Origin of the sequence: Xenorhabdus sp. Sc-CR9 (assembly GCF_963897815.1) — a bacterium.
Classification (GTDB): Bacteria; Pseudomonadota; Gammaproteobacteria; order Enterobacterales; family Enterobacteriaceae; genus Xenorhabdus.
Window position 1 is genome coordinate 1 of the sequence record NZ_CAWQTY010000011.1, and the last position, 13,793, is coordinate 13,793.

A 13,793-nucleotide genomic window follows, 5' to 3' on the forward strand; every position below is an offset into this window, starting at 1 on the left:
TGGAATTTGACGGTGCCGCGAAAGAAACCGCCATCACCACAACCGCGGAAACATGGCAGATTGACTTTACCGCGCGTTTGTCGGGCATGGATGACATGCAGCGCCTGATTAATACCGACAGCTACGGAGAAGCGGCGTTTTTTGATGATGGTTTTGCGGTGGTGCGTCAGGGTGAAAAGTATCTGGTGAAAAAGGGGCTGGCTTACGTGGGCGGACTGCGTGGTGTGCTGGAATTTGATCAGACACTGAATGCGATGCGAAATACTCGCGTGTATGCCGATTTTAGCTATCAGGGCAATCTGGTGAGCCAGTGGAAAACCGTGGTGAAAATTACCGCCGCAAATGACCTTAAAAACTCTGTTGATGCGGCGGGTTATCTGCATTATGTCTTTTCCATCGCCAGTATTGATAGCAACGGAAATGTCACTGATTTGCGTAGCAAAGGAACACTGAGTGACCGTGATATTGCCACTATGAAGCAAGAGATGGGCAAGGTGAAACAGGATTATGCTACTCAGCAGGCATTAAAAAGTGGTCTGGATGAAAAGCAACCGAAAGGGGACTATGCCACACAACAGGCATTGAAAAATGGCTTGGATGGGAAACAACCTAAAGGGGATTATGCGACGAATGCCACTGTGAACGGGAAGTTGGATAAGGCTGCTATTGCACCGCGCACAGGCCAGAATTCTTCACTGGTCATGAGTCAGAAAGCAGTCACTGATGCCCTTGCAGGTAAGCAAGCTGCCGGAAATTATGCAACCAACGAAAGTGTCGGCAACAAATTAAGATTCAAAGCCAATATTGAACCGAAAGAATTGAATGGTTCAACGCTTATATCTGAACAACTGATGAACGGTTTTGGGGTTGCGATCCGCGGAAGTTTGCCCATCCCCGCTGACGCCCCTCCGGTCGACGGCGCAATAAAAGTCGTGCAGATAGGCAACAACGTCTGGCCGACATTACTGGCTTTCAGTGCATACGAAAACAAAATGTTCATCAGAACGCGTAAGGCGTGGGCTGGGGCGTGGAATGACTGGCTGGATATCACAGACTACGTAACAAACTCATCATTATCATCCAGTCTCAGTGTGAAGCTGGATAAATCGTCAGTTATTTACGCCACTGGCTCATCGGCAACACACGTCATGAGCCAGAAAGCGGTTACCGATAGGCTCATGGGGATTAATCAATCCTGGCGTGATGTGACGAGATCGCGCTCTTTAGGCTCGACATACACAAACCTGTCAGAAAAAGCCCTGTCTTTTATTGTGACTGCCTCCTCGTCGGATGAAGGCTGCTCAGTGGGTGCGAGTGTCAATGGCATTGAAAATCCGGGGACGTTTAATTACAGGGGAAATGCTGTCTCTTCGTCTGTTCTCATGATAGTCCCTCCGGGGTCATCCTATAGCGCCCGCATCTCATCAGGAGAGGGAAAATTGATTAAATGGCTGGAGTTAATCTAATGAATTATTACAAAAATAAAAATAACGAAGTCTGGGGATATGATGATGAACACCTTGCAACCGTTGAAAGGATCGGGGAGTTAGCATTATTCATTTCTGAGAAAGAACCTGCCTTTATTGACGCTGAGACACAATTACAGCAGGCATTATCAGAACTGAACGAATTAACCGTTCAATTAAACCAAGCGGCTGAAAACGGGCTACCAGAGGGTGAGATGGATAAACGGTATCAGTTAGTCGATGCAGCTACAGCCCGACACAATAACGCCTTAGAGGCCTTCAATCATGCCGAGTCAAAATATCAGCCATTGAAAGAGGAATATGACGCCATTCGTCCGGTGTTTTTCGACATTCGCGAAAAATTAAAAAGCATGAAAAAAATGACCGCAAAAGAGGTCGAAGCACATATCAATCCGCCAATGTCTAAAGAGCAGCATATTGTCATTGCAGAATCTCAAAAACGGCAATTGCTGAAGGTTGCCAGAGAAAAAATTGATATCTGTCAGGATGCCGTCAATTTGGATATCGCCACCGACGAGGAGAAAACCGCATTAACCGCATGGCGTAAATATCGGGTGTTGCTCAATCGGATTGATTGTACCGATGTGCCTGATATTAACTGGCCGGAGCAACCCGAATAATGCACTGGCAGCGTAAAACCCTGCAATTGTCCCCGGCGCTGTCGGGGCTGTCGGCCAGCATCGTGCCCGTACACCCGTTTCTCTACGGGGTCGGGCAGCAGGCCGACAGTGGCAGTTACTTAAGCCCGGCCAACGCCGTTCATTACCTGTCAAATAAACTCATGGGTGCAGGTCACCTGAATGCCCTTGTGCTGATGGTCAGTGCCAAGACCCACGCTGAATTTATGCAACACCTAACGCAATTTTCTTCCGTGTTGCCGTTGCCGGTCTTTTCCCAAGTCACGCGCATGGCAAAAACCGCCGAACGCCTGAGCATCAGCAAAATGCAACTGCCGGGCAAACAGGGCGGCGGGTTGCCATTGCCGCAGCCATTGTCAACGGCAAGTAGCCGCTTGGCCACCAATGCCCAATTGATTGAACAGGCCAAGGCACAGGCCAGCGCGGGCAGCAGCCTTGCAGGACTAAAAGCACAGTTAAGCGGATTTACCACCGCCAGACAAAACGCCTTGCAGCAAGTCAGTGATGCCCTGAGTGGGGCAATGGGTAAAACCGCCTCCGTCTGGGCATTTCGCGGAACAGGCTACGGCGCACTGTTGGCCGAGAAGATGCGCAAGGAAATACCGGAACCGGACGCCGTGTATACACTGGCAACCCTGTTTGTCGGGGACGACCTAAGTTCATTAGAAAGGATGCTAAACCATGAGCCAGATTATCACCCTCGCCCTTGATGGCGAGGCCATCCCGTTAAAAAGCCTGACCGTGACCCCCTCTGTCATGTTTCAGGATCAAGACCAGAGCGGGCAGTCGTCCAGCACCGCAGTGGCGGAACAGGGCATTAAGCCGAAAGAGTTGCGCATCACGGGGATTATTCCCTTTACCGAACAGAAAACTTTCTCGCGCCTGTTTGCACTGGCGGAAGCCAAAGAAAATGGTCAGTTGAAACGCTACCGGGTCGCCAACCTGACCGCACAGGCCATCAATTTTCGCATTGGCACGTTCACGGGTACGATTGACGCCAGCAAGGTGGACGGCAAGCAGGCATGGCAGGTGACTTTTACCTTACGGGAACATTTATCGGTGTCGGAGAAACGCGATGCCCGTGCGGCTGGCAATATTCCGGCCAAAAAGCAGACCGGGCAGGGTGGCAGTACCGCCAAGGAAGAGCCGGAACAGTTAAGCTGGTTTGAACGAAAGGTGCTGAAACCGATTAATGACAAAATAGGGGCAGTCAATGAAACCGACTAACCGACTTTATCTCTCCGGGGATGAAGTGCATCTGGTTGACGCCAATCTGATGCTGGAACTGTCATCCTGTGGCCGGGGCTTTATCACGGCCGAGACAGCCACCGATTACACCAGAAAACTTGTCCGGCTGGATGTGGGTTACACCGATTTGGTGCTGCGCTGGTTTACGGGCTATGTGGAGCGGTCGCAGCCTGCCCAGAACGGTTACCAGCGCTTATTTGTGCGTGAGCTGGTCGGGGTGTTTGACCGCCCTTGGCCGTGCTCGTTCCAGCATCCGACTTTGCGTCAGATTGTGGACTGGTTGCAGGAGCACAGCGGGCTGACCTTTATCTTGCCGCAGGCACCCTATACCGATAAACCGATCCCGCACTACACCCATAACGGCACAGGCTATCAGTTGCTGGCGAACTTGGGGCAGGTCTTCGCCATTGAAGATTATATCTGGCAACAATTGCCGGATGGTTCGGTGTATCTGGGCAGTTGGGCACAGGCGATGTTTGCCGGAAAGCCCGTCGAAATCCCCAATGAATTCAGCCAGAGCCAGTCGGCGGGGAATACGATGACGATTCCTATGATCCAGTCATTGCGCCCGGGTTTTGTGGTTAATCAGCAGCGGCTGAACAAGGTCAACCTGACCAATGAAAACATGGCCATCACATGGTTGCCCAAAGGCCAGCAGGAGAACAAAACCCCCGCCCAGCGTCAGATGGATGCTGCTTACCCTGAATTATCGGCCGGACTGCACTTGCCCAAATTTGCCCGTATTGAGGCGCACACCGAAAACACGGCCAGCGGCGATATTTCCGATCCGTTCCGCCCGCGCTATGCGGTTGATGTGCAATTGCTGGATGATAACGGCAAAGACGCTGCCGCTCCGGTTTATCGCGCAGTTCCGCTGCCGTTGCCAATGGCGGGTGGTGAATCGGGCATGTTCCAGTATCCGCCCATCGGCACAATGGTAGAAATTGCGTTCGAGGGCGGCCGCCCGGACAAGCCCTTTATCCGCCAGACCCTGAGCCAGGGCAACACCCTGCCCGATATCAAGCCGGGTGAGCAGTTGCAGCAGCAGCGGGCGGAAGTGTCGCAGCGCGTGACGCAGGAGGGCAGTTGGATCCGGCAGACAGACCAGACCATTAATGAATCGTCCCTGCACCGCGAAGTTAAGGCTGATACAGAAAAGCGCACCGTAGTGGCACGGGAAACCACCATACAGGCCACGGATAAAGTTACCGTCTTGGGCACATCTGCCTTACTGGCGGGCGCTGTCCAGCACATCGCTGATGGGGATTACAGCGTGGCGACCTCCTCCAATCTGGTCGCCAGTGTGGGAAAAGACGCGAATATCGACGTCGGCCAGAAGCTGATAGAAAAAATCGGCCTGCTTCGCCAGAGCATCGCCGGAGCCAAGCAAGAGATTGTCGCGCCCGTGGTCTGGGTGGGCAGCCAGCAACTTAACGTGATGACCCTGATGTTAGACACGCTGGATGTAGTCAGAGAACTGGCTGAACTGACCGCCGCCCATACCCATCACAACACAGGCACCCCGGAGAACGCCAGCGCGATACGCAACACAGCGCATAAATCCGATGGGCTGAAACAGAAGTATTCGCCAGTGATTGGCTAATTTGGAGTCAGGGCAGTTTCCTGCCCTAGTCTATTAGGGATGAACCATTTCTTTTCTGGCTAATTCAGCGAGGAAAGCAGAACGGTTTTTATAGTGTCCATTTTTCTCAATGTAGCGATCTATCGCGGTTAATAGGTTGCCAGGCATGGTTAAATTAAATTTAACCGCCTTTGATTCATATTTAGCTGGCTCTAACTCAATAAGCGCAATTACCCCGCCATCCTCAGATAAGCGAGAATCACTGATATAATCTGATGGGTCTTTAGGTGCGGGGACATACCCGCCCTGCTCAGTCAAAACTTCCATGTACTGTCCGAAAGCTTTTTCAGCATCACGGATAGCTTCTTCCAAGGTATTGCCAGCGAAAAAACAGCCTTCAACATCGGGAAAGTAACCGTCAAACCCATCTTCTGTTTTAAAGATAAAGAGTGGATAAATCATAATATACCTCGTTGTTTTATGATGAGTAGCGCAGAGAAGGAGCGGTCAGACCGCTCCTTGTGTTACAGCAATTTCAATCCTGAAATATTTTGTGCCTGCCGGATAATCCCTTTTGAAGCATCCTTTCTGGGATGAGGTACGGTGATTATCTTCATGACTCCCGGCTTGGTTAACGTCACATGACTACCGTCTTGTCTCGCTTTTATCCATCCGTCAGCCATTAGGCGTTTTATTAACTCTGCACTGCTCATCAACCCTCCACTTTGTTAGTGTGTGGGTATAATACCTACAAAAGATCGATAGGTCAATATTTTTATAGGTATTATACCTATTATTTTTAATGGCAATATTATTCGCTCTTTTATTCTTCAAGTTCGTTACCCGTCATAAAACGCAATCAGACGCACACAGTACCATTATCAATCGAGCTAACTCACGCGCGTGGTTAATTTGGATCGCGTCCCTGCATCGTGCTCACGCGGCACAATTCCCACGAAATAAAAGTAAACCCGACGTAAAACGGACTACACCGCACCCGCCTGCACGTTTTGGATCAAAAAAATATTTCAGTTTTAAAATTCTACAAAGCACACAGCCAGACTGCGCCAGCACTGGCGATATGGGGAAAAAACCAAAATGAAATAAGTGAAAAGATTTTCAGGGGATTACAGTTTTTGGATCAAGATTGGATCACGGGGAAAATATCAGTGCATTGATATTAAAGGGAAAATTCTATTTTACGGGAGTGAATGGATCAAAAGACAAAACCACATCATGTTAAAGAATTCAGGATTTATGCGGCCTTGAAGGGAACGAGAAACTGAAATTTATTGCTTCAATTTTGATATTCCTTTTTTTGGTAAACATCTTCATTATCTTTAATAGAGTTGGTGCTATTTTATCTAATCCTTCGTTAAGGATATTAACGAAGCTCTTAGGTTAAACAAAAATAGGGGAATGGCTGTCGCCACTTTGTCGCCATTGATTATAAATAAAACAAAAAGAAATTACGCTATATTAGCGTAACATATTGATTTTTAAATTAATTTATCAATGATGTTTATCGTAACTTTCTATTTAATAAAGAATAAGTTTTACTGAGAAGATGGTGACATCAGGGAGTTATTTAAAAAATAAAACCATCCTACAACAGAAGAAATCCATTACTGTATTGGGAAGCGGGCAAAGTGCAGCGGAAATTTTTTACGATCTGCTTGAGGATATTGATGCCTACGGTTACCAGCTTAATTGGGTGACACGTTCCCCGCGCTTCTTCCCTCTCGAATATACCAAACTGACATTGGAAATGACGTCACCTGAATATGTGGATTATTTCTATAGTTTGCCGGAAAACAAACGTGAGGCACTGAATCGTAGACAAAAATCACTTTATAAAGGCATTAATAGTTCACTCATCAATGAAATCTTCGATTTGATGTACATCAAGCGACTGAGTGGGAAACTGGATGCTGCGTTATATACCAATAGCGAATTGCAGCAAGTACGCCATGTGGCAACAGAGCCAGATGAAACAGAGAAACTGGTACTGGATTTATACCAGCAAGAGCAGGAGGCCGAGTTTTCTCTGATAACGGAAGGTGTAGTGCTTGCTACGGGTTATCAGTATCAACCTCCCGGTTTTATCGAAGGTATACAACATCTTATTCGCTGGGATAAACAGGGGCGCTATGACGTCCAACGCAATTACAGCATTGACCATAACAATGAAATCTTCGTACAGAATGTCGAACTGCATACCCATGGTTTTGTGACACCTGATCTGGGAATGGCGAGTTATCGTAATTCCAATCTTATTCAGGAAATCACGGGAACTGAACATTATGTGATAGAGAAAAGTATTGCATTCCAACAATTTGGTGTGGTTAGTGAAGAGGTTATCTGATGTCTATTGTTGCCACTGTATCATTTGAAAAAACGTTTCCTGAGTTAGGCCGATTCTCCTTACGTCCGCTGGTTTTGACAGACGATATTGCAATTATTACTGATTGGATTAATCGGGACTATGCCTGTTATTGGGGAATGCAAGGGCAGACTAAGCAGCAAGTGGGCGATTTTTATCGAGATTTACTCATCCGTCAGCCTGCTTCGGTTTTCATCGGAGTATATCAAGGGCAACCTGCTTTTCTGTTGGAATGTTATTGTGCACAAACTGATCTGATAGGGAAATATTATCCAGCCCGTCCTGATGATATGGGGATACATATTCTGGTTGCTCCGTCAGATCGGAAAATAAGACAGTTCACATGGAGTATTTTTCAGACGGTACTTGCTTTTGTCTTCAGCAATCCTGCGATTAATCGAATCGTAGTTGAGCCGGACATTCGGAATGAAAAAATTCATCGTCTCAACTTACGGGCGGGTTTTGTTTATGAAAGAACGGTACAGCTACCACATAAAACCGCTGGGCTGGCATTTTGCACAAGGGAACAGCACCGAATGGCATTGCAAACAAATCTATTATCGAGACTGACCAACCAGAATCATGCCTTTGTCAGTCATTTACACCCGGTTATTTGGCAGAAAGTCAATCGTCTTCACTTGCGGAAAGCCATTTCAGAATTCTCCCACGAGTGTTTACTGTTCCCAGAACAATTGACGGAAAAAACTGATCAAGACGGTTATCACTGTTATTGTTTGGATAATCATGAATATTCAGTTAACTACTATTTTCGGGCGCGTAGGCTGGCATTGGATCACTGGTTGATTGATGCTGATTCATTGCGGAAAATACAGGCCGGGGATTGGGTTGAACCAGATCTCATTACTTTTGTCATTGAATTTAAAAAGCAGCTGGGCATCAGTGATAGCGTGATGCCGACTTATCTGGAAGAACTGACCAGCACACTACATAGCAGTGCGTTTAAGTATCACCGCAATGGTATTAATGTGGAAGAGCTGATCAATGCCGATTTTCAGACTATTGAAGCGGAAATGATGGAAGGGCATCCCATTTTTGTGGCCAACAATGGGCGTATCGGCTTTGATGCAGAAGATTTCCAAGATTTTAGTCCAGAATCTGCTTCCGACATGCGTTTGGTATGGTTGGCTGCCCATAAGAGTAAAGCCCATTTTGCCTGTATTGAACAACTTAGTTACCAACAACTGTTGGAGCAGGAGTTAGGGCGATCTGAGATTGATAAGTTTAATCATCAACTCATTTTTTTGGGGCTGAATCCTGAAGAGTATTTGTTGATGCCTTTCCACCCATGGCAATGGCAAAATAAATTACCTTCCGTCTTTGCTCACGACCTTGCCCGCCGGAAGTTGGTGTATTTGGGTAAGGGAACTGATATTTATCAGGCGCAGCAGTCAATACGAACCCTGTTTAATCGCAGCCATCCTCAACGTTATTATGTAAAAGTGTCTCTCTCTATCCTTAATATGGGATTTATGCGAGGTTTATCACCTTATTATATGGCGACAACGCCCGGTATCAACGATTGGCTGTTTGATTTGGTGCAAGGGGATAAAGTTTTGCAAGGTTGTGGTTTCCGGATCTTACGGGAAGTTGCCAGCATGGGGTTCAGAAACAGTTATTATGAACAGGCGATTCAGGAGGATAGCCCTTATAAGAAAATGATGGCGGCATTGTGGAGGGAAAATCCATTGCAATTGATTGAGCCTAACCAAAAGCTCATGACGATGGCGGCGTTATTGCACCATGATCAACATGGAAAAGCGTTTTTACCTGTTTTGATATCGGCATCAGGGTTGCAAGTTGAAGAATGGATATACCGCTACCTGAATTGCTATTTTGTGCCATTGCTGCATTGCCTGTATGCTTACGATCTGATGTTTATGCCACATGGAGAAAACATCATCATGGTGCTGGAAAACCATGTCCCACAATACATCTTTATGAAAGATTTGGCAGAAGAAATTCTGGTCATGAACCCTGACGCGGAACTGCCAGAAAAAGCCAGTCGAGTGAAAGTTAATATGCCGGAACAGATGAAAACATTGACGATTTTATCCGATGTATTTGATGGTGTCTTTCGTTATATGGCGGCAATTCTTGATGAACAGGCAGGATATGCGCAGGAACAATTTTGGCAAGCCGTGGCAGATTGTATTTTGAGTTATCAATCCCAGCATTCAGAGTATAGCCAACAGTTTGAGCGTTATGAATTATTTACACCAAAAATTAAACGCTGTTGCTTGAACCGCCTGCAAATTGCTAATAATAGACAGATGCTCGATTTATCTGATCCTGCCCAAAGCTTAAAATTTGCGGATGATTTGCTTAACCCAATCGTGGTGTTTACTAATTACTCTGCGAATACTATTTAATTGGAATTCTTTGTCTGAAATATTCAAAACCTCGCTGACTGAAGTGAGGTTTTTTATCTTTATGACGGGAGCATTGGCTCCCGTTGATGCGGTTATATCCAATGGACTTAATGTGCTCCTCCTTGATCTTTGCCGCTGGTAGAAAATGGTGGCTTTGCCATCCAAACCAATAAAGTCAAAATCAGGAAGACACCCGCAGAAAGCCAAAAAATTTCATTGGCTGAAATAATTAATCCTTGATGAGTGATCTGTTTTGCCAGATAAGCGGAGATCTGCTGGTCATTCATACCTAACTGAGTCAGTTGGTAATGAATCTGCTGATAATTAGGATTATATGGATTGACGTACTCTGAAAAATTGGAATGGTGGATAGATTCACGGTGTGTCCACGTTGTGGTTGTAATGGATGTTCCTATTGAACCTGACAATATACGGATAAAATTTGACAGGCTAGATGCAGAAGCCATTCTTTCTGGTGATAACCCTGACAATGTAATGGTTGTCAGTGGCATAAAGAAGCACGCCATAGCAAACCCCTGAACGAATTGAGGCCATGCTACAGCGGTAAAATCCATGCCTGACTCGAATGTATATGCCCGCCAATAGAAACAGGCAGTATAAATGATGAAACTGAATGTCACGAGATAGCGCATATCTATTTTATGCCCAAATTTACCGATAATTGGAGCAAACAGTAATGGTATCAATCCTATAGGTGCGGCAGCAAAACCAGCCCAAGTTGCTGTATAGCCAAAAACTTCTTGTAATAACTGCGGTAATAAGACAATCGTACCAAAATACAACATAAATGCGAGGCTAATACTTAACGTGCCGATACAAAAATTACGCTCTTTAAAGAGTGATAGATCGATAATTGGATGATCGTCCGTTAACTCCCAGACAATAAGAAGTACTAGTGCGAGAATGGCAATGATTGTAAGGACGATGATCTCAGTAGAGTTGAACCAATCGAGTTCTTTGCCTTGGTCGAGCATAATTTGTAGACAGCCTATGCCAACCACTAACAAAAATAATCCCACAATATCGATCGGATTAATTTCTGTTCGCGTTTCCCGGTCACGCAATAGCTGCATTACAACAAAGATAATAGCGATACCAAGGGGAATGTTAATGAAAAAAATCCAGCCCCAATGGTAGTTATCACTGATATATCCTCCAAGGATCGGTCCGCATATGGGGGCAACAACAATCATCATAGACCAAAGCGCCAGTGCCATATTTCGTTTAGCAGGCGGATAGTTATTTAACAGCAAACTTTGGCACAGGGGCAGTACGGGGCCTGCGGCTATTCCCTGAATAACACGAAAGAAGATTAGCATGCCAAGGCTGTTGGAAATACCACATAACCAAGATGAAAGAGTAAAAAGTGCAGTAGACCAGAGGAACAACTTCACTTCACCAATACGTTTAGCCAACCAACCCGTGATGGGAATGGAAATTGCGTTTGCGACACCAAAGGAGGTAATGAGCCAAGTTCCCTGCGAGTTAGAGGCACCTAAATTACCTGCAATCGTCGGTATGGCGACGTTGGCAATGGTAGAGTCGAGAACAAGCATGAAAGTTGCCATTGAAAGCGAAATAGTCAGAAGAGCCAGTTTCGCGCCAGTAAGAGGTTCTCTTTTTACCATGATGCCCCCTTAAATGTTATTTCCTGAGTTACTATTAATAATGTCAGTAACTATTTTGTTAACAGGAGTCATATCTACCGTCAGAGCATTGGTGTGATATGCAGGGTGTTGACGCTCAGTGGTCGCCAGAGTCAGTCCATTGGTATTTTCTGTATCCACTGTGACTTTTGTTGATAAGCCAATTCGCAGAGGATGTTGTTTTAGTTGTTCAGAAACAAGCTCAATACGGACAGGCAGACGCTGGACAACTTTGATCCAGTTGCCACTGGCATTTTGTGCCGGTAATAGAGAAAAAGCGCTGCCGGTTCCCATATCAATACCTATGACCTTGCCTGTGTAAATAACATCACTACCATAAAAGTCGCTGGTGACTTTGACGGGCTGCCCGATCCGCATGTTTGCAAGCTGAGTTTCTTTGAAGTTAGCCTCAATCCACATGTTATTGGTAGGTACGATAGACATCAATGGTGTTCCTGAATTGATGCGGGATCCGACTTGAACGCTACGGCGTGCAACATAACCATCAACAGGGCTGACAATTTTGGTTCTCTGTAAGGTGAGCCAGGCATCACGAACGCCAGAAGCTGCTTTTTCTATGGCAGGTTGCTTTTCCAGAGGGGTATCCAAAATAATGGCTTGATTGCTTTTGTATTGGGCAACAGCGATATCTAAATCTGCCTGAGCAGTGGCGACAGTTTCCCGAATATGCTGTAACTCTTCTTTGCCGATTAAATCTCTGATCCCCAGAAACTCCCTCCGCTTGAGATCATTTTGGGCTTTCCTGAGCGCAATTTTTTTTAGCTCAATAGTCGCTTGATATTTTTTACTGTCAGTCATGTACTGATGAGTGGTTCGAACCGTATTAGCTAACTCATTTTCAGCTTTTTTCAAGGCTAATTCGGAGTCACGGGGATCAAGTTGTACCAGAGCCTGACCGCTTTTGACAAAATCAGTATTGTCAAAATTGACGGTAGTAACACTTCCTGCAATTTGCGACATGATCTGTACCTGATTACCTGCCACATAGGCATTGTCTGTCTCTTGGTGATGGCGCGAAAAGAGAAACCAGTAAACAGCATAAATTGTGATTGAGATAAGGAGGAATAACGTCATTAATATGGTGATATTGCGGCGTTGTCGTTTTTTATTTGGGAATTTTAGGCCCGATGGGAGTTGCGTTTTCTCATCAATACTCATAGAGAATCTCCATTTTTGCTCTTAGCTTAAATTACTATGTGGTAATTATGGGACAAAAGTGTTTCCAGTAGTGTGTTGTCACACTACTGGAAAACGAACGATATGGATTTGAATATTATCTGAAGATAATAGTTAGCCATATGAATTATCAGATGATATTGGCTAACGGAAAAGCTTTTTTAAATCATCTTGCCATAGCGTATTTCATTGATTCAAATCTGTTCGGGGCAGAGAGAATCACTTACTCAAACAATCCCCAATGCTATCTAATTGATTCAATATTTTACGCATCAATTTCTCTAACTGTTTTTTCTCCTCTTGATCAAGCGCAGACCAAAGTTTAATCAGGCAATCATGTTGAGGCGGAAGCAAACCATTCAAGAAACTTGAACCTTTTTCTGTCAGATGAAGATGGAGACAACGGCGATCGTTATGGCTCTCTTTTCTTTCTATCCAGCCCTGCTTTTCTAATTCATCAGCAATACGAGTTGCATTTGTACGGGAGGAACCCAATGCAGCGCTAAGTTCTGATGGCTGAATGCTACGACTTTCTTTGGTATCCAGAATCATCAGAGCCATAAACAAGGTTTCATTGATTCCTTGCAATTTCAGCATGTTATTGCGATTTTCCAGAATTTTACTCTGGACATGCATCGATAAGCGAGTGAGCAATATTTCTTGATAGGGAAAACTTTTTTGCTGTGCTACACGGCAATTAAGTAACTCTTCTGTGGGAGTGAATGAACTTTCCATTGTTTAGATACCTTATTAGTTTCAACCGGTAAAGTAACTTCTGTTAAAAACCATACAAATACTATATTAAAAGTTAAATTTAGCAATTGTAGTTATTTATTATCATCATATTTCTTTTGATATTGATACCTAATTCATAAATACCTTGAATATTATTCCAAAAACAATAGCACCAGATAGTGTGGAAATGATGATGCTTCGGGTTTTATAAAAGAAAAAACAGATAGCCATGCATCCGATTAGCGTTGGGAAAAATTTATGGTGCTCTTTCATTACATCAGGAATGCTTGAAATGATGAGTAGTGAACAAATCGATGCGATACCAATGCTATCGAGTATGACTCCCATTTTTCCCGCTGTTCCGGCTGATGAACGATTAGCTCCCAAACGTAATGGCAGGTAGCGGAACAAAAAGTTCGCAGCGCCTACAATAAGGCCGATAAAAAGTATCTTATTATCAATCATG

Annotated in this window: 11 protein-coding genes and 2 pseudogenes; 7 read left to right on the forward strand and 6 right to left on the reverse strand. The window is 45.1% G+C overall.

Annotation, left to right across the window (positions count from 1 at the left end):
• From AACQ81_RS00440 to AACQ81_RS00460, 5 genes and pseudogenes are all read left to right on the forward strand, one after another.
• Window positions 1-1,466, forward strand: a pseudogene (locus AACQ81_RS00440) (hypothetical protein); the annotation flags it as partial.
• Window positions 1,466-2,107, forward strand: coding sequence for a tail fiber assembly protein (locus AACQ81_RS00445; protein WP_272902999.1), 642 nt, complete (start codon window positions 1,466-1,468; stop codon window positions 2,105-2,107). The pseudogene AACQ81_RS00440 and the gene AACQ81_RS00445, both read left to right, overlap by 1 nt.
• Window positions 2,108-2,169: 62 nt before the next feature.
• Window positions 2,170-2,835: a hypothetical protein gene (locus AACQ81_RS00450; RefSeq protein ID WP_443089523.1), complete on the forward strand. Its 666-nt coding sequence runs from the start codon at window positions 2,170-2,172 to the stop codon at window positions 2,833-2,835.
• A complete protein-coding gene (locus AACQ81_RS00455; RefSeq protein WP_237385925.1) occupies window positions 2,807-3,352 on the forward strand; it encodes a baseplate complex protein in 546 nt (181 codons plus the stop codon). The genes AACQ81_RS00450 and AACQ81_RS00455 overlap by 29 nt, the downstream gene beginning before the upstream one ends.
• A complete protein-coding gene (locus tag AACQ81_RS00460) occupies window positions 3,339-4,976 on the forward strand; it encodes a hypothetical protein (RefSeq protein ID WP_237385926.1) in 1,638 nt (545 codons plus the stop codon). The genes AACQ81_RS00455 and AACQ81_RS00460 overlap by 14 nt, the downstream gene beginning before the upstream one ends.
• Before the next feature lie 33 nt (window positions 4,977-5,009).
• Here AACQ81_RS00460 and AACQ81_RS00465 read toward each other — a convergent pair whose 3' ends face one another.
• Both AACQ81_RS00465 and AACQ81_RS00470 read right to left on the reverse strand, forming a co-directional pair.
• Complete coding sequence (locus tag AACQ81_RS00465; RefSeq protein ID WP_237385927.1) at window positions 5,010-5,417, reverse strand: type II toxin-antitoxin system HicB family antitoxin; 408 nt, start codon at window positions 5,415-5,417, stop codon at window positions 5,010-5,012.
• 62 nt (window positions 5,418-5,479) lie between these two features.
• The gene (locus AACQ81_RS00470) at window positions 5,480-5,668 is read right to left on the reverse strand and encodes a type II toxin-antitoxin system HicA family toxin (protein ID WP_237385928.1); all 189 of its coding nucleotides are present in this window, start codon (window positions 5,666-5,668) and stop codon (window positions 5,480-5,482) included.
• An 842-nt stretch (window positions 5,669-6,510) separates the two neighbouring features.
• Here AACQ81_RS00470 and AACQ81_RS00475 point away from each other — a divergent pair.
• A pseudogene (locus tag AACQ81_RS00475) lies at window positions 6,511-7,320 on the forward strand (SidA/IucD/PvdA family monooxygenase); the annotation flags it as partial.
• The gene (locus AACQ81_RS00480) at window positions 7,320-9,728 is read left to right on the forward strand and encodes a GNAT family N-acetyltransferase (RefSeq protein ID WP_237385929.1); all 2,409 of its coding nucleotides are present in this window, start codon (window positions 7,320-7,322) and stop codon (window positions 9,726-9,728) included. The pseudogene AACQ81_RS00475 and the gene AACQ81_RS00480, both read left to right, overlap by 1 nt.
• A 107-nt stretch (window positions 9,729-9,835) precedes the next feature.
• On the opposite strand, the gene emrB is transcribed toward AACQ81_RS00480, so the two are convergent.
• The 4 genes from emrB to ygaH all read right to left on the reverse strand — a co-directional run bounded on the left by emrB (window position 9,836) and on the right by ygaH (window position 13,789).
• A complete protein-coding gene (emrB, locus tag AACQ81_RS00485; protein ID WP_237385930.1) occupies window positions 9,836-11,377 on the reverse strand; it encodes a multidrug efflux MFS transporter permease subunit EmrB in 1,542 nt (513 codons plus the stop codon).
• 9 nt (window positions 11,378-11,386) lie between these two features.
• Window positions 11,387-12,574, reverse strand: coding sequence for a multidrug efflux MFS transporter periplasmic adaptor subunit EmrA (emrA, locus tag AACQ81_RS00490; RefSeq protein ID WP_237385931.1), 1,188 nt, complete (start codon window positions 12,572-12,574; stop codon window positions 11,387-11,389).
• Window positions 12,575-12,811: 237 nt separating this feature from the next.
• Window positions 12,812-13,327, reverse strand: a complete 516-nt coding sequence (gene mprA, locus AACQ81_RS00495) for a transcriptional repressor MprA (protein ID WP_237385932.1) — start codon at window positions 13,325-13,327, stop codon at window positions 12,812-12,814.
• A 129-nt stretch (window positions 13,328-13,456) separates the two neighbouring features.
• On the reverse strand, window positions 13,457-13,789 hold the full coding sequence (gene ygaH, locus AACQ81_RS00500) for an L-valine transporter subunit YgaH (protein ID WP_237385983.1): 333 nt from the start codon (window positions 13,787-13,789) through the stop codon (window positions 13,457-13,459).
• Between the last annotated feature and the right edge of the window lie 4 nt (window positions 13,790-13,793).